The sequence below is a fragment of the Bacillus infantis genome, assembly GCF_050107595.1.
Classification (GTDB): domain Bacteria; phylum Bacillota; class Bacilli; order Bacillales; family Cytobacillaceae; genus Bacillus_AB; species Bacillus_AB infantis_C.
In genome coordinates this window covers 442,434-460,040 of the sequence record NZ_JBNILH010000002.1, presented here as the reverse complement: position 1 = coordinate 460,040, position 17,607 = coordinate 442,434, and the positions used below count along the sequence as shown (strand labels likewise).

Sequence of the window (17,607 nt, the reverse complement as noted above, 5' to 3'; positions counted from 1 at the left end):
TTCTTTTTAGTTCCCGGGATAATCGACTTCTTCATCAATAATCTGCTGGCTGTTTCTCAGAACTTTATAATACGCTTTGCTGCCTTCCTGTATCAATAGTTCCAAATTATACTTACGTTCTTCCGTAATGTAGAAGGTATCAAAAGGCGCTGTCATCTTATTATTCATATCTTCCACAAGGATCTGGATCTCCTGCGGCTCCCCTTCTTCCTCAGGCTCATATGGTATCGTGATTTCTACGGGCACTGTTTTTGGAGGAATCTCTTCCTTGCCTTTTGAGAAGGTGACTGACAGGCCTGAACCTTTGCCAAGCTCAGTTCCTGCGGGCTGCGACTGGCTGATGACGAGGCCTTTTTCAACTGTATCATGGTACTCTTCTTTCGATGTATCGATCTTCAGTCCCGTTGATTCGGCATAATCCTGCACGCCCTTTAGATTGAGACCAGTAAGATCCTTCAGGACAATGGGTGCTGGTCCACTGCTTACGGTGAACTCGATCTCGGTTTCGCCAGGGATTACTTCTTCCCCTTCATCGATAGACTGCTCAAGGATTGTTCCTTCAGGTTCTTCCTCATTATTGGCGTCCTCCCGGGTGATTTGTGTAAAGCCCTCTTTCTCAAGGAGGCTTTCGACCTCTTCAAAGGATCTTCCGGTATAGTCCGACATTTCAAACTTCTCTTTCCCGGAACTTAAATATATCGTTATACTGGATTCTTCCTTCGCCATCCTGCCGGCTTTCGGATCGGTTTTGATAACGAGTCCCTCTTCTACCTCTTCATCATTAATCTCGACCGGATCTTCCACCTCAAAACCTGCTTTTGTCAGTATGGATGTGGCATCCTCAATTGTTTCCCCTGCCACATCAGGAACCTCGATTTCCTTTGGCAGAAACAGCTCAGGAAGGACTGTCAGGGCCAGTACTCCCAAGACAACAAAGAAGAGAAAAAGAGAAACAAGGACAATCGGCCACTTCTTCTTCTTTTTCTTATCTTTTTTTTGTTTTTTGGCAGCAGGAGCCGGACCCGAAGAAGAGCCTTTATCATCCTTTTCATGTACGCGCGTTTCGTCCATATTCTGATAAGGGTGGTCACTGGTGATCACCGGAATTGCTTTTGTAGCATCATCATCATCCGGCACCGAAAATTTCTTCTCATTCATCCTGCCCGGTTCTAGAGCGGTCCTGATATCTTCCTCCATATCCTCTACATTTTCATACCGGTGAAAGGGGTCTTTCGCAGTTGCCTTCAATACGATATTTTCAACACTTTGGGGAATAGACGGATTCCACCTTCTTAATGAAGGGGTTTCGGACTGAAGATGCTTAAGCGCGATGGAAACTGCAGATTCTCCTGAAAACGGCAGCCTGCCGGTCAGCAGCTCGAACATCACAATTCCGAGGGAATAGATATCAGATTTCTTATTGGCCATCCCTCCCCTTGCCTGTTCAGGGGAAAGATAATGTACGGAGCCAAGCACAGAGTTGGTTTGGGTGATGCTCGTTGAACTCAGGGCCATGGCGATCCCGAAATCTGTAATTTTCACATTCCCGAGCCGGTCAACCAGGATATTATGCGGCTTGATGTCCCTGTGGACGATATGATGCTGATGGGCATGTGAAATGGCAGACAAAAGCTGCTTCATAATATCCAGTGCCGTGTCAACGGGTACTGGTGAATGCTGCTGGATATACTGTTTGAGTGTTTGCCCTTCCACATATTCCATGACAATATAATAGATTGAATCTTCTTCGCCGACATCATAGATGCTAACTATATTCGGATGTGCGAGGCTTGTAGCAGATTGCGCTTCACGGTGGAATCTCCTGATGAATTCGTCATTCTCAGCAAAATCCAGGCGCAGAATCTTAACGGCCACATCGCGGTCCAGGATCATATCATGCGCCAGATATACATTCGCCATCCCGCCGCCGCCTATCATATCCAAAATCTTATAGCGGCCGCTTATTCTTTTACCAATCAGCATTCTGTATCACCAGAACTGCCTGCATCCATGAACTCGACAATCACAAGGGTGATATTGTCCTCACCGCCGTTGTCATTGGCAAGCTGGATCAGATCCGCTGCCTTATCACCGAGCTCTTTTTCCCCGGCCAGGATTTCATGCATCTCCTGCTCAGAAACCTTATTTGTCAGTCCATCCGAACTGAGAAGCAGCAGATCCTCTTCCTCAAATACGATGGTCCTGGTGTCCATCTGTACCTTTTCTTCAGTTCCAAGTGCTCTCAGCAAAACATTCTTTCGGGGGTGATGCTCTGCATCTTCTTTTGAAATCTGGCCTGACCGGAGGAGCTCATTCACAAGGGAATGATCTTCTGTCAGCTGCTTGAATCCTGATTCGTTCAATATGTAACCCCTGCTGTCGCCAATATTGGCAATGGTGGCAAACAGGCCGGTCGCAATGGCGGCAACGATGGTCGTCCCCATCCCTTCGCATTCACTGTTATTCTTTGAATGTTCGAACAACAGGGCATTCACTTCTCCAATATTGGTCCTCAGCCATTCCTCAGCCTGCTCCGGTGTTTCAATCCCCTCATTGCCTTCCCACAGCTCCTTCAGCTTCAGGAGGGTCATCTCACTGGCAACGTCACCCGCACGGTGGCCGCCCATGCCATCGGCTACGATGGCAAGGCGCTGCCCGCTGCGGTTGACAAAAATTCCGCCGTTATCTTCATTATGCTGACGGATCTTTCCCCTGTCCGTCATAAAGACAGCTTTCATTCTGTCACCTCGTCTCTTCTTTGCGCTCCTTCGCACGGAGCTGGCCGCATGCTGCATCGATATCATGGCCCTGCTCGCGGCGGATGGTCACGTTCACACCTCTGTTCTTCAGCGCTTTTTCGAAAGCAAAGATCTGATCCTTAGGTGTTCTTACATAATCCCTTTCAGGCACATAATTGACGGGAATCAGGTTCACGTGGCATTTCAGCCCTTTAATCAGTGATGCAAGCTCCTCAGCATGCTCCACCTGGTCATTCACGCTTCCGAACAAGCCGTATTCAAAGCTTACCCGCCTGCCCGTTTTATCGACATAATAGCGGATGGCTTCCATCAGGTCCGGCAGTTTATATGCCCGGTTAATCGGCATCAGCCTGCTGCGGATTTCCGTGTTTGGCGCATGCAGGGAAACTGCGAAGTTGATCTGCATGTTTTCATCTGCAAATTTGTAGATTTTCGGAATGATCCCGCTTGTTGAAACCGTAATATGGCGTGCCCCGATATTGAGCCCGTCATCATGGTTGATAATTCTAAGGAAAGACATCATATGATCATAATTGTCAAATGGCTCGCCGATGCCCATGATGACAACAGAGCTGACCCTTTCATCAGTTTCATCAAGTGCCTGTTGTACTTTTACGACCTGAGCAACGATTTCTCCTGCTTCTAAATTGCGTTTTAATCCCCCGAGTGTGGAGGCGCAGAATGTACAGCCTATCCGGCAGCCCACCTGGGTTGTCACACAAACGGAATTTCCGTATTCATGGCGCATCAAAACGGTTTCAATGGAATAGCCGTCATGAAGCTCGAACAGAAACTTGATTGTTCCATCAGAAGAGGTCTGCTGGATGAGTGTTTTTAATGTCGTCAGGGCAAAGGTTTCATTCAGTTTGTCTCTCAAAGCTTTTGAGAGGTTTGTCATATCGTCGAATGTTGCCACCCTTTTCTGGTAAAGCCATTCGAATATCTGCGCGGCACGGAATGCCTTCTCGTTATTATCCTTGAGCCAATCCTTCAGCTCATCGAGCTGCAATGAATAGATGGATGGTTTTTGCTCGGCTGTCTGCTTCTTCTCTGTTGTTTTAACGTTTTCCACTATTGCACCTTCTTTCTCAGGCTGGCTATATAAAAGCCGTCCGACCCCAGGTCCTGGGGCAATATTTGTAGTTCAAAGTCTTTTGCCAATGCTCTCACTGCTTCAGGCAGCCTATCCGCTAAGGAATGGTCACCGGAGAATTCGGGATGTGAATCAAGGAATTGCCTCACCGCGTTTTCGTTTTCCTCCCGATCCACTGTACATGTGCTGTAGACAAGGGTTCCCCCGTCCTTTAGCAAAGGGGCAACTGCTTCCAGCAGTTTAAGCTGCACTTTCTGCAGATGCATGATATCTTCTTCTTTTTTAGTGTACTTCATGTCAGGCTTGCGCCTCATGACACCCAGCCCTGAACATGGGGCATCAAGCAGGATGCGGTCGAAAGACCCCGCATCGAAGTGCTCCTGTACAGTCCTGCTGTCCATCGCCTTTGTTTCGATATTTGACAGCCCCAGTCTTCTGGCATTGTCAGCAATAAGCTTAACCTTATGTTCATGCAAATCAAGTGAAATGACTTGTCCGGTATTTTCAAGTTTTTCGGCAATATGGGTTGTTTTCCCCCCCGGAGCGGCGCAGGCATCAAGGACATTATTATCCGTTTCTGCTCCCAGGGCATATGCCGCAAGCATAGAACTTTCATCCTGGATGCTCAGATAGCCTTCCTTGAACGCACGTGAATGGGCAAGATTCCCTTTTCTGCTTTTGACCGCCTCAGGGATGACTGGGCTGGCTTCAACCTGGTAGCCTTCTTCTTCCAGCATGGCAAGGCATTCATCCATGCTCACCTTCATCAGATTAACCCTTCCTGTCTGCAGAGGAGCTGTCAGATTCAGCTCACACATTTCTTTCGCGCGTTCAAACCCGAGCTGATCGACCCATCTTTTGACAAGCCAGAGCGGATGGCTTGTTTCCATTGCCAGCCTTTCCACACTGTCCTTGATGCTATCGAGGCTCCGTGCCCCCTGCCTCTGGAGGCTCCTCAGCACGCCATTGACCATCCCTGAGATGCCTTTATGCCCTTTGCGCTTGGCGATTTCCACCGCTTCATAGATAGCGGCCCGGTCAGGAATTTTATCCAGATAGATCATCTGGTAAAAAGTGATCCTGAGCAGCTGCCTTACCCAGCTTTCAAGTTTCTTCGGATTCTTAAGGAAAGGCTCCATCTGATAATCAAGGGTCATTTTCCTTTGCAGGGTACCGTAGACAAGCTCAGTCAGGAGCCCGACATCTTTGCTGCTGATATCATTTTTCTTAATGCTGCTGTTTAAGAGGAGATTGCTGTATGACTGGTTTTTTTCAATAGCTTCCAGCAGCTCTACCGCTGCCTCGCGCACATTTTTATTCGCCATGCTGTTCTCCCAGCACAGTGCCGATGCTCATGGAAGAGCCTGCACCGCGGAGAAATTGTTCTCCGGACATTTTTTTCTTTCCAGCCGGCTGCAGCTCGGTAATCTTAATGCCGGTCATATTCCCGGCTGCCGCGATAAAGCCGTCTTTCTCAATCCCGACAACCGTACCGGGATGGGCTTTTTCCTTCAGGCCGACTTTTTCAGAGCTCCACAGTTTCAGCACTGACCCGTCAAGGGTGGTAAAAGCTACAGGCCAGGGATTCATGCCGCGGATATGGTTGTATATTTCTTCACCTGTCTTAGTCCAGTCAACCTGTTCCTGCTCTCTTTTTATATTATAAGCAAAAGTTGCCTCTTCATCATTTTGAGGAATCGGCTCAATCTCGCCCTTGAGCAGCTTTGGAAGAGTATCTGACAGAAGGGCTGCCCCTGCTTCGCTCAGCTTATCAAAGAGAGAGCCTGCCGTATCGTTCTCCTCGATGACAACCTCTGCCTGCGTCAAAATATCGCCTGCATCCAGTTTTTCAGCCATATACATGATGGTGATGCCCGTCTTTTCTTTACCCTGGATGATTGAATAATGGATCGGTGCGCCGCCCCGCAGCTCAGGGAGAAGGGAAGCATGGACATTGATGCAGCCGTATTTAGGGTACTCCAGCAGCTCCTTCGGCAAAATCTGGCCAAATGCCGCTGTAACGATCAGGTCAGGCTCAAGGGCCAGGATCTTGTCCAGCTCTTCCTTCACCCGGATCTTTTCCGGCTGATAGACAGGGATTCCCTGCTTTACAGCCTCTGCCTTGACAGGAGGAGGGGTCAGGATTCTTTTCCTGCCGACCGGCCTGTCCGGCTGCGTCACTGCTGCAATCACATTATAGCCTTCCGATATTAATTGCTTTAAGATAGGAACCGAGAAATCCGGCGTTCCCATAAATACGATTTTTGTCATTCGCTTTCCAACCCTTCCAACTCTTCTTCTTCCAGGTATCTGTTAACCTTTGAGGTAAACAGGACACCGTCCAGATGATCGATTTCATGCTGAATCGCCCTTGCCAGAAAATCATCTGCCTCCAGCGTAAAGCTTTTTCCTTTTCTGTCCTGGGCTTTTATTTTAACAGTAAATGGTCTTGTCACTTCTCCATACAGTCCAGGGAAGCTCAAACATCCTTCCGGGCCTGTTTGTTCTCCGCCCGTTTCAATAATTTCAGGATTGATGAGCTCAATCGTACCATTTTCGTCATCAATGTCGACGACAGCGATTCTTTTCTTTATGCCTATCTGAGGTGCTGCAAGGCCGACGCCGTCAAACTCTATCATCGTATCATACATATCATTCAAAAGCTTCACAAGCTTCTTATCGAATTCTGAAACCGTCTCGCACGGCTCTTCAAGTATTGCTGCTGGATAAGTAACTATTTTTCTAACGGCCAATTTCTTGCCTCCAATGTCTTTTTCTCTATTTTCAACCAAATTCCCTAAACTCATAACCATTATTCCACCGCTACATCATGATATAGGGATTAAGATCAACCGATATCTGCAGGCCTGCGGATATCTCCTGCTGATAATGGTCGAGAACCGATTTTAGCACTTTTTCCAATCCTGGTTCCCGTTTGTATTTTATCAGACATTGATAGCGATATCTATTATTGATCCGTGGAATCGGCGATGCAACCGGGCCGAGGATGTTAGCTTCCGGGCTCAGCCTTGCCGCAGCAAACTGCGTTATTTTCTCTGTCACCGAAACTGCCTTCATTAAATCTTCATGGCTGACAGTGATGAGCGATATATAATAGAAGGGAGGATATTGATGCATCTTTCTGACCATCATTTCCGTCCGGTAGAAGCTTTCAAAATCCTGCTCACCGGCAAGCTCGATGCTGTAATGCTCAGGGGTGTAGGTCTGTATGACCACTTCTCCCTCCAATTCATGGCGCCCAGCCCTTCCGCTGACCTGTGTCAGGAGCTGGAACGTTTTTTCAGACGCCCGGAAATCGGGGAGATGCAGCATTGTGTCTGCTGACAGCACACCTACAAGGGTGATATTCGGAAAGTCAAGGCCCTTGGCTATCATCTGGGTTCCAAGGAGGATATCAGCATGCCCTTCCTGAAATTCGTTCAGCAGCCTTTCATGTGAGCCTTTTCGGCTGGTTGTATCAACATCCATCCTGACGACCCTGGCTTCAGGCAGGATTTTCCCAAGCTCTTCTTCCACTTTCTGCGTCCCTGTTCCAAAATATCGGATATGTTCACTTCCGCATTCCGGACATACAGGGGGAACATGGTCTTCATGGCCGCAGTAATGGCATTTCATCTGCCGGCTGTATTGGTGGTAGGTGAGAGAGATATCGCAATTGGGGCAATTGACGACATATCCGCAGTCCCTGCACATGACAAAAGAGGAATGTCCCCTTTTATTGAGGAAAAGTACCGTCTGCTCTTTCTTTTCCAGCCTGTCTTTTAATTTATCAAGAAGCTGGCGGGAGAACATGGAGCGGTTTCCTTCCCTTAATTCCTCACGCATATCTACGATTTCAACCTTTGGAAGAGGCTGGCTGTTCATTCTTTTGGTGAGCTCCAGCTTTTCATAGACACCCTTCTGTGCCCTTGCAAAGGTCTCTAGCGAAGGTGTGGCACTTCCGAGGACGACAGGGCAGCTGTGGTATTTTGCCCTTTCAATCGCAGCGTCCCTTGCATGGTATCTGGGGTTCTCTTCCTGTTTATAGCTGTTTTCATGTTCTTCATCAATGATGATGATCCCAAGGTTCTCGAAGGGGGCAAAAACGGCAGACCTTGCACCGACAACGACCTTTACTTCCTTGCGCTGAATTTTTCTCCACTCATCATATTTTTCGCCTGCAGAGAGCCCGCTGTGGAGGACGGCAACCTGATTCCCGAACCTGCCCTTAAACCTGGTCACCATTTGCGGTGTCAGGGAAATTTCAGGCACCAGCACGATCGCCTCCCGTCCCTGCTCAAGCACGCGCTGAATGGACTGAAGGTAAACCTCGGTTTTCCCGCTGCCTGTTACTCCGTACAGCAGGAAGACATGGTGCTCATTTTCATTGATGGACGAAAGGATCGGCCTGATGGCCGCATCCTGCTCAGCGGTCAGGGTAAGGGGAGATGTTGCTTCAAAGCTCCTGTCTTCATATGGATCCCGGTAGACTTCCATTTCTTTTTCAGCAAGTATGCCCTTTTGTACGAGCCCTTTGATGGTAGAAGCGGAAACACCCAGAGCGTGGAGAAGCCCGCGCAATTCAACAGGTCCATTGTTATCTATAAAATAATCGATGACCTCTTTCTGCCTGGAAGCCTGGACTGGCAGATCCTCTCTGAAGCTGATCAGCTTTTCCGGCGCAGCCGGTATGATATGCTTGAGCTTCTTCTTCCTTACCTTTGCCTTCACTTCATAGATGACCTCCAGGTTCCCCTTATCTGCTTCCTTCTGCAAAAGCGGCAGGAGCCCCTCTTTGGAAGCATCTTCCCAGGGCACCTCTTCCCGGCTCCCAAAAGCCTGCTGCACAGTATCCGGCAAAGAACCTATTTCCAAGCCGGCGGCTGGCCTTATCCTTTTCGTGTATTTCGCCTTAAGTGCTGCAGGAAGCATCGCCTGGAAGGCGGATATTTTATAGCTGAGTGTGTGGCTGGTCAGCCAATTGCCAAGAGAAAGAAGCTCTGTATTCAGAACAGGCGTCAGGTCCATCGGCTCAATGAGCTCCTTCAGCTTGCCGAAATCAGAGCTGTCCTTTAAACCTATGACAAATCCCTGTATTTTTCTCGGTCCAAAAGGTACTATCACACGCATCCCAGGCTTGATTGCCCCGATAAGGCTGTCAGGGATTTTATAATCAAAGGCCCTGTCCGTCTGCTTGGCCGGCACATCGACTATGACACTCGCAACATTCATCGGTCCTCATCCTTTAGCAGAGCTGAGGCTTCTTCCAGAATTCTTGCAGCTGCTTTATTCTTGCTCATGAGGGGCAGCGCTAATTCCCCGCCATCTTTTTTAAAAATGGTGACAATATTCGTATCTGTGCCGAATCCTGCTCCTTCAGATTTTACATTATTGGCAACGATCATATCGGCATTCTTTTTGGCCAGTTTTTTTCTGGCATATTCTTCAACACGGTCCGTCTCAGCAGCAAATCCAATGAGGATCTGCTGTTTTTTTCTGCGGCCAAGGTCCATAAGGATGTCCTTAGTCCTCTCAAGCTCAAGAACCTGGTCGCCATCCTGCTTCTTTACCTTGCTTTCGTGCACCACTTTAGGGCGGTAGTCAGAAACTGCCGCTGTTTTAATGACAATATCGGCTCCATCAAATACACGATCAACAGCCTGATACATTTCTTCTGCACTTTCCACATCAATAACAGCGGCTCCGGCAGGCTTCCCCAGCGAAGTCGGACCTGAAATCAGCGTAACCTCAGCACCGGCCTTCAAGGCTTCTTCTGCCAGTGCATAGCCCATCTTTCCAGAAGAATGGTTGGTGATATAGCGGACAGGATCGATTTTTTCCCTTGTCGGTCCTGCTGTCACCACGACTTTTTTGCCTGAAAGGCTTCCCCTGTTCCTGAAAAATCCTTCTATATTGCTGACGATCTTTTCCGGCTCTTCAAGGCGGCCCTTCCCGACATATCCGCACGCCAGATAGCCTTCACCCGGTTCAATGAACCTGCAGCCGTATTCATAAAGCAGCTTGATATTTTTCTGTACGGCCGGATGGTCATACATATGCACATTCATTGCCGGGGCGATCCAAACCGGCGCAGTTGCAGCCAGTAGCGTTGTTGTGATCATATTATCCGCAATCCCATTGGCCAGCTTGCCGATTACATTGGCAGTCGCCGGGGCAACCAGGATAAGATCGGCCCAATCAGCCAGGTCGATATGGGCAATCACTCTGGAGTCTTTTTCATCAAAAGTATCTATATAAACGTCATGGCGGGAAAGCGCCTGAAAGGTCAGCGGCGCCACAAATTTCACTGCCGACTCACTCATCATGACCTTAACCTCCGCACCGGCCTGAGTCAGCTTGCTCGTCAGTGCAGCTGCCTTGTAAACAGCAATCCCGCCTGTAACACACAAGAGAATTCTTTTTCCATTCAGCATAAACCGAACCCCCATCCAAACCCAATATTCTAAACTCCATTATGCTCCAAACGAACATATATTTCATCTATTTTATCCTGAAATGCGGAAGCGGCTTGCCCAGAGCCGACAAGCATAAGACGCGGCAGAATAAAAGGCGTTCTTTGCCTTTAATTCTGCCGTGGCTTATGACTCGAGGCTCTAGCCGCTGGAGCTGGACAATCCGAAATGCGGAGGCGCTTGTTCATAAAGGAACGCAGGCTAAGAACGCCACGTCCTGTGGCAACGCCTGCATGACCCGCGTCCTGTAAGCAGCAAAAAAAATAACAACCCTGCATGCCAGGTTGTTATTTTAACGTTTATTCCAGCTCTTCACCCTGTGGAACTTCTCCTAGTCTGTAGTGAAGCTCGTCGGCATGAATTTCTTCAAGCGCCTTGCCGACATTTTTATGTGACACATATTTGTCAAGCTGAGGCTTCGCATCAATCTGAAGCTTGCGGGCACGTTTTGCCGCCACAGATACAAGGGAATATTTAGAGTCAATTTTAGTCATTAAAGAGTCAATAGAAGGATATAACATATGTTCATTCAACCTCCAGCATTTTTTTATAGCGCGGCTCGACCCGTTCCCTGCGGCAATGTTCAGCCACCACAATGGATTTGATCCTTTCGCTTGCCAGTTCCACCTGGTCATTCTCTACTACATAATCATACAGATTCATCATTTCAATTTCTTCTTTGGCTGCTGTCAGACGATTCTTGATAACATCCTCTGTCTCAGTTCCCCTTGTTGTTATCCTGTTTTTCAGCTCTGTAAGGCTTGGCGGCATAAGGAAAATGAACAGGCCGTCAGGGAACTTTTCACGGACCTGCCGTGCGCCCTGGACTTCGATTTCAAGGAACACATCTCTTCCTTTATTTAATGTCTCCCTTACATAATCAACAGGAGTCCCATAATAGTTGCCGACGAACTCGGCATATTCAAGGAGCTTCTCCTGTTTGATCAGCTCTTCAAACTCTTCCCTTTTTGAAAAAAAGTAATCGACTCCATGAACTTCGCCATCACGCGGAAGCCTGGTAGTCATAGAAATTGAATACTCAAAAGAAGTATCCGGCTGTGAAAAAATCTGTTTTCGTACAGTTCCTTTACCTACCCCTGAAGGACCAGAAAGAACGATTAGTAAACCCTTTTCCTGCATTTATCAGATCCTACCCTTCATCAATAATTTCATCACGGTCATTTAATCGGTGGGCGACCGTCTCCGGCTGGACAGCCGACAGAATAACATGGTCGCTGTCCATCACAATGACAGCCCTTGTCCGCCTGCCATATGTCGCATCTATGAGAGAGCCCCGGTCACGGGCATCCTGGATAATTCTTTTGATCGGTGCTGATTCAGGGCTTACGATCGAAATAATCCGGTTTGCTGACACGATATTGCCAAACCCGATATTAATCAGTTTAATCGGCATGGTGGTCCTCCAATCGTCAGTTACTTATTTTGGCCGTTATTGAAGTCTTTTAAACGTTATTCTATATTCTGGACCTGCTCTTTCATCTTTTCCAGAAGGCTTTTCATCTCAACCACTTCTCTGGCAATCGAAGAATCATTGGCCTTAGATCCAATGGTATTGGCTTCCCTGTTCATTTCCTGGAGAAGGAAGTCCAGCTTCCTGCCGACAGGCTCATCCAGCAAAAGGGTGCTTCCGAACTGGCCGATATGGCTTTCGAGCCTCGTTATTTCCTCATTGATATCGGCTTTATCAGAGAACACAGCCACTTCGGCCAAGATGCGGTTTTGATCAATCTGCCCGCCAAGGAACTCTGTCATTTTCTTCTCAAGCCGGTCGCCATATTGTTTGATAACCAGCGGCGCAAGATTCCTAAGCTGCGCAAGGCAGGCCTGCAGCTTCTCCAGCTGCACCCGGATATCTTTTTCCAGCTCTGCTCCTTCAGCTTTCCGCATGTATACCAGCTGGGCTGCAGCTTCCTCGACCGCTTCAATGACCATAGCTTCAAGCTTTCCATCCGCAGCATCCTCTTCCTGAATGGATAGCATATCCTCCCGGCTGGCCAGATCTGCGATGGACGGACCCTCGCTCAGATGATATCTTTCTTTGATTTGCATTATGTATTGATAATATTCATCCAGGAGGTCCCAGTCAACATTAACTTTCCGGCTGACGGCCCCTTCCCCTTCAATGCCGGCAAATAATTCGACTCTGCCCCGCTTAATTCTGGAGGCTATAACCTTCTTGATTTTATCCTCAAGCCTGATCATCTGCCTCGGTATCCGGAGCTGGTGCTCGGAAAACCGGTGGTTCACTGTTTTTAGTTCGATAGTGACCGAAAGGCCATCTGTGCTTTTATTGCTCCGGCCGTAGCCGGTCATACTTGAAACCACAAAATCACATCCATTCTTTTTTCGGGGCCACCCCCGGCAGACAGCAACTTCCCTGTCCCCAAAAGCTGGAGCTGCTATGAGGCTTTCAAATCTTGCTCAAGATTTATGTATGCTGAGCAGCAAGCTAAGCTTGCCGGCGTTTCAAGACAAAAGAAAAGGTAATAGAGGCTTCTCTACTACCTTTAGGATTATACCATAATTTATTTTGTTTTTCTTAACAAAAACGTTCCGGCAAGCAAAAAAGTTGGAACGGAAGCAAGTACTGTGATCATAATCCAGTCTCCAGGCTGTATAGCCATCGTGTGGAAGATTGGCTGCAGCGGCGGATAGTAGATAACGATAATCATCAGCAGAAGCGAAGAAATTACAGCCCAAACAAGATATTTGTTGCCGAACGGATTCCTGGCCAGAACTGATTTCTCGCTCCGGCAGTCGAAGACATGGATGAGCTGTGCAAGGACGAGGGTAGCAAACGCCACTGTCTGAGCATATCCGAGCTGATCCGGATTGTTCTTATATGCGAGCATGAATGCTGCAAGTGTTACAATCCCTATCAGGAAGCCCCGGGATACCACCTTCCAGCCGAGCCCCCTTGCAAAAACGCCTTCCTTCGGGCTGCGCGGCTTCCTTTTCATCACATCATCCTCCGGCTGGTCAAGCCCGAGGGCCATTGCCGGGAGCCCGTCTGTAACAAGATTGACCCAGAGAATCTGGATAGGAACAAGCGGCAGCGGCAAGGCAAGAAGCATTGCAAAGAGCATTACCAGAATTTCACCCACGTTAGAGGCAAGGAGATATCTGATGAACTTGCGGATATTTTCATAGATATTCCGCCCTTCCTTGATTGCTGCCTTAATAGTGGCGAAGTTATCGTCCAGAAGGACAAGGGCCGAAGCTTCCTTCGCCACATCTGTTCCTGTAATGCCCATGGCCACTCCAATATCTGCCGCTTTGATGGCAGGCGCATCATTAACCCCATCACCTGTCATCGCAACGATATGCCCTTTATTTTGCAGGGCTTTGACTATTTTAAGCTTATGCTCTGGCGACACCCGTGCAAAGACAGAAACATCATCAACCACGTCCTCCAGCTGGCCGACCGACATCTCGGAGAGCGCCTTCCCGTCGAGAACCTTGCTGCTGCCTGTCAGGATGCCCAGCTGTTTGGCAATCGCCTTGGCAGTAATAACATGGTCGCCCGTAATCATCACAGTTTTAATGCCTGCTTCCCTGCACTCCTTCACCGCTGTCCGCACTTCAGGACGCGGAGGATCGATCATGCCCTGAAGGCCGATCAGAGTAAGGTTTTTCTCTGCTTCTTTTTCATCAAGAACCACCTGGTTTGCCGGAAGCTCCCTGAAGCCGATGGCAATAGTCCTAAGCGCCTGGGAAGCAAGTCCATCGATCGCTTCCTGGAGCGTCTTTTTCATATCCCCCGTCATTACCTGGCGTTTATCGTTCCAAAGGATAGAATCGCTGATTCCCGCCAACACATCCGGGGCGCCTTTTGTTACAATGAATTGCCTGCCGTTTCTGTCTTTGACAATGATGCTCATCATTTTCCTGGCCGAATCAAAAGGAAACTCATTGAGGACCTGGTACTGATCCGTCAGGCTTTCCCTCCTGTAGCCAGCCTTCATAGCAGCTACCAGGAGAGCTCCTTCTGTAGGATCTCCATCGATGCTGTATTCCCCTTTTTTCTCTGCAAGCTCCGCATGATTGCAAAGCAGCCCGAACATCAGCATCTGCTGGAGCGACTTCTGGGCCTTAACATCCACCCGCTTATCATCACAATAAAAGTTTCCGGCAGGCTCATAGCCGATTCCGGCCACCGTCCACTGTTTCCCTCCGCTCCAAAGATGGGTGACCGTCATTTGGTTCTGCGTCATCGTTCCGGTTTTATCAGAGCAGATGACAGAAGCGCATCCCAGCGTTTCTACAGCAGGCAGTTTCCTCACAATGGCATTCTTCTTGATCATCCGCTGAACCCCAAGCGATAAGGCAACCGTTACAATGGCAGGCAGTCCCTCAGGAATGGCTGCTACCGCAAGTGAAACGCCTGCGAGGAACATCGTGTACAGTTCGTGGCCCTGTATGACGCCGACAAGGACGACAAGGACTGTCAATAGGAGAGCTGCTGTAATCAGAATTTTACCAAGCTGCTCCAGCCTGCGCTGAAGGGGCGTTTCCATCGTTTCGGCATTCTGAAGCAAATCGGCTATCTGGCCCATCGCTGTCTTCATGCCAGTAGCGACGACCACTCCAACACCGCTGCCCCTGGTAATCATCGTGCCCATAAAAGCCATATTTTCCATATCGCCAAGCCCCGGGTTATCGGCCTTTAAAGAGGCAGTTGTCTTTTGGACAGGAACCGACTCACCCGTCAAAGCCGACTCTTCAATTTCAAGGCTTTTGGATTCAATCAGCCTGATGTCTGCACCAATCCGGTCGCCGCTCGAAAACTTCAGCAGGTCACCTGGCACTACCTCCTTGGAGGGTACCCTGACCCACTTGCCGCCGCGGAGAACCTGTACCTGCGGTGCGGACAATTCCTTTAAAGCAGAAAGTGATTTCTCTGCTTTCCTTTCCTGGAAAAAGCCTAGCAAACCATTAATGATGACAATTGCAATGATGGCAATCGCATCGATATATTCTCCCAACAGCCCTGAAACAAGAGTGGCCGCAAGCAGGACCAGCACCATGAAATCTTTGAACTGGCTGAAAAACAGCAGCAGGGCCGACTGCTTTTCCCCTTCTGCCAGTTCATTGAAGCCATGCTGGTTCCTCCGTTTTTTCACATCATCATCGGTCAGCCCAGCCGAAAAATTCGTATTTAATGCTTCTTCCACTTCTCTTTCATTCATCTCATGGAACTTCATCCGGCCATCACTCTTCCTCCTTTAAAATTCTATGGGAGCCTGCCTCCTTGAAGCAGGCCATGACAGAAATCCTGCTCGATCTGAATGAATTCCCCCGTCTTCCAGCCCTGCTGCAGTTACTGGCGCAAAGCTGTCCCACTCCGCTCTAAGAAATCTTATTCAGACCTGTCCAAAAAAATGCCAGAAGCCAGGGGAAGAATGAGCAATCTTGCGGGATTTTTGATAAAATAAGATATTAGAAACAAAAAAGCGCTGCATAAAACTGCCGCTGAAAATACTTACCCGGATTGGGACCATTCCCAGCTGGACAAAAGAAAAGGATGTTCCTTATGTCATTTGATGGATTGTTTACAAGAGCCATGGCACATGAGCTCTCAGATACATTGCAGGGCGGGCGGATCAATAAAATCCACCAGCCATTCAAAAACGAAATCGTACTCGTCATCAGGGCGAATGGAAAAAACCACAAGCTGCTGCTCTCCGCCCATCCAAGCTATGCGCGGGCCCAGCTTACAAATGAGGCTTATGACAACCCGAGTGAGCCCCCTATGTTCTGCATGCTGCTACGCAAGCATCTGGAAGGCTACATACTCGAGGATATCCGCCAGGCAGGCCTGGACAGAATTCTCATCCTTGATGTAAAAGGGCGGAATGAGATCGGCGATATCTCATACAAACAGCTGATTGTGGAAATCATGGGGCGCCACAGCAATATCGTACTTGTAGATAAAGGCCGCAATATGATCCTTGACAGCATCAAGCATGTTTCATATGCCCTGAACAGCCACAGGGCCATACTGCCGGGCCAGGAGTATGTAAGCCCGCCGGAGCAGAATAAAATCAATCCGCTGGAGCTCGGGGAAGAAGATATACTCAGAAGGCTTGATTTTAATGCCGGTAAAATGGATAAGCAGCTTGTTGAACAATTTGCGGGTATTTCTCCTCTTTTTGCGAAAGAAGCTGTCAAGCGTGCAGGGATGAGCAACCGGAATACAATCCCCAAGGCATTTATGGAATTGCTCGTCCCTATTAAAGAGCACGAATATACACCAGCCATTACGGCAGGCCAAAAAGAAAACTTCTATCTGTTCCCCCTGGAGCACACAGGCGGCGAGAGCAGGACTTTCGAGACCTTGAGCGGGATGCTGGACCGGTTTTATTTCGGAAAAGCCGAAAGGGACCGCGTCAAGCAGCAGGGAAATGACCTTGAGCGCTTCATTATTAATGAAAAAGAGAAAAACGAGAAAAAGATTGAGAAGCTTGAGAAAACGCTGGAGGAAGCCAGGAACGCCGATCAGTACCAGCTGTCCGGGGAACTGCTCACAGCCAATCTGTATGCAGCTGAAAAAGGCATGAAGGAAATCGAGGTCATCAACTATTATGATGAAAACGGCGCGACGATGGTCATCCCGCTCGATCCGCAAAAAACCCCTTCAGAGAATGCGCAGAAATTTTTCACAAAATATCAGAAAGCTAAAACAGCCGCAGGCATCGTAAAAGAGCAGATCGATAAAGCGAGGGAAGAGGCCGCATACTTCGAATCGCTCATGCAGCAGGTTGAAGCAGCATCCACTAAGGATATCGAAGAAATACGAGAAGAGCTGGCAGAGGGCGGATATATACGCATCCGCCAGAAAAAACAGAACAAAAAAACAGCCAACGCAAAGCCTCTCCTGGACAGATATACCGCAACGGACGGCACAGAAATTTATGTCGGAAAGAATAACAAGCAAAATGACTATCTGACCAATAAGCTTGCAGCCAGAGATGAAATCTGGCTTCATACAAAGGATATTCCCGGCTCCCATGTCGTCATCAGGGATAAAACTCCTTCCGATGAAACGATACTTGAAGCCGCAAAACTGGCTGCCTATTTCAGCAAGGCCCGCAGCTCTGGCTCGGTCCCGGTTGACTATACCCAGGTGCGCCATGTCAAAAAGCCAAGCGGTGCCAAGCCGGGATTTGTCATCTACGACAATCAGCAGACTGTATATGTAACACCTGACGAAGAAACTGTTTTGGCTCTAAAGAAAATGCAGTAAAGCTGGCAAAATGAA

14 protein-coding genes are annotated in these 17,607 nt (G+C 48.5%); 1 reads left to right on the top strand and 13 read right to left on the bottom strand.

The window, feature by feature from the left end:
* Positions 1 to 6: 6 nt before the first annotated feature.
* The 13 genes from pknB to ACQCVH_RS05495 form a co-directional block, all read right to left on the bottom strand.
* A complete protein-coding gene (pknB, locus tag ACQCVH_RS05555; RefSeq protein WP_426834802.1) occupies positions 7 to 1,983 on the bottom strand; it encodes a Stk1 family PASTA domain-containing Ser/Thr kinase in 1,977 nt (658 codons plus the stop codon).
* On the bottom strand, positions 1,977 to 2,738 hold the full coding sequence (locus tag ACQCVH_RS05550; RefSeq protein ID WP_426834801.1) for a Stp1/IreP family PP2C-type Ser/Thr phosphatase: 762 nt from the start codon (positions 2,736 to 2,738) through the stop codon (positions 1,977 to 1,979). Before ACQCVH_RS05550 ends, pknB begins: the two co-directional genes overlap by 7 nt.
* A gap of 4 nt (positions 2,739 to 2,742) precedes the next feature.
* The gene (rlmN, locus tag ACQCVH_RS05545) at positions 2,743 to 3,834 is read right to left on the bottom strand and encodes a dual-specificity RNA methyltransferase RlmN (protein WP_426834947.1); all 1,092 of its coding nucleotides are present in this window, start codon (positions 3,832 to 3,834) and stop codon (positions 2,743 to 2,745) included.
* Positions 3,831 to 5,177, bottom strand: coding sequence for a 16S rRNA (cytosine(967)-C(5))-methyltransferase RsmB (gene rsmB, locus ACQCVH_RS05540; protein WP_426834800.1), 1,347 nt, complete (start codon positions 5,175 to 5,177; stop codon positions 3,831 to 3,833). Before rsmB ends, rlmN begins: the two co-directional genes overlap by 4 nt.
* Positions 5,167 to 6,123 carry a methionyl-tRNA formyltransferase gene (fmt, locus tag ACQCVH_RS05535; RefSeq protein ID WP_426834799.1) on the bottom strand — a complete coding sequence of 319 codons (957 nt, stop codon included), beginning with the start codon at positions 6,121 to 6,123 and terminating at the stop codon, positions 5,167 to 5,169. Before fmt ends, rsmB begins: the two co-directional genes overlap by 11 nt.
* Positions 6,120 to 6,605: a peptide deformylase gene (gene def, locus ACQCVH_RS05530; protein WP_426834798.1), complete on the bottom strand. Its 486-nt coding sequence runs from the start codon at positions 6,603 to 6,605 to the stop codon at positions 6,120 to 6,122. Before def ends, fmt begins: the two co-directional genes overlap by 4 nt.
* Before the next feature lie 70 nt (positions 6,606 to 6,675).
* A complete protein-coding gene (gene priA, locus ACQCVH_RS05525) occupies positions 6,676 to 9,084 on the bottom strand; it encodes a primosomal protein N' (protein ID WP_426834797.1) in 2,409 nt (802 codons plus the stop codon).
* On the bottom strand, positions 9,081 to 10,286 hold the full coding sequence (coaBC, locus tag ACQCVH_RS05520) for a bifunctional phosphopantothenoylcysteine decarboxylase/phosphopantothenate--cysteine ligase CoaBC (protein WP_426834796.1): 1,206 nt from the start codon (positions 10,284 to 10,286) through the stop codon (positions 9,081 to 9,083). The genes priA and coaBC overlap by 4 nt, the downstream gene beginning before the upstream one ends.
* A gap of 338 nt (positions 10,287 to 10,624) precedes the next feature.
* A complete protein-coding gene (rpoZ, locus tag ACQCVH_RS05515; RefSeq protein WP_022543704.1) occupies positions 10,625 to 10,846 on the bottom strand; it encodes a DNA-directed RNA polymerase subunit omega in 222 nt (73 codons plus the stop codon).
* Between the two features lie 4 nt (positions 10,847 to 10,850).
* Entirely contained in the window at positions 10,851 to 11,465 is a 615-nt protein-coding gene (gmk, locus tag ACQCVH_RS05510; RefSeq protein ID WP_426834795.1) for a guanylate kinase, read from the bottom strand.
* Positions 11,466 to 11,475: 10 nt separating this feature from the next.
* Complete coding sequence (gene remA / locus ACQCVH_RS05505; protein WP_009795972.1) at positions 11,476 to 11,739, bottom strand: extracellular matrix/biofilm regulator RemA; 264 nt, start codon at positions 11,737 to 11,739, stop codon at positions 11,476 to 11,478.
* A 56-nt stretch (positions 11,740 to 11,795) separates the two neighbouring features.
* Entirely contained in the window at positions 11,796 to 12,671 is an 876-nt protein-coding gene (locus tag ACQCVH_RS05500; RefSeq protein WP_426834794.1) for a YicC/YloC family endoribonuclease, read from the bottom strand.
* Positions 12,672 to 12,871: 200 nt separating this feature from the next.
* Positions 12,872 to 15,550, bottom strand: a complete 2,679-nt coding sequence (locus ACQCVH_RS05495) for a cation-translocating P-type ATPase (protein ID WP_426834793.1) — start codon at positions 15,548 to 15,550, stop codon at positions 12,872 to 12,874.
* Positions 15,551 to 15,879: 329 nt separating this feature from the next.
* Between ACQCVH_RS05495 and ACQCVH_RS05490 the strand changes: the two genes are divergently transcribed.
* Positions 15,880 to 17,592, top strand: coding sequence for an Rqc2 family fibronectin-binding protein (locus ACQCVH_RS05490; protein WP_426834792.1), 1,713 nt, complete (start codon positions 15,880 to 15,882; stop codon positions 17,590 to 17,592).
* Positions 17,593 to 17,607: the final 15 nt, after the last annotated feature.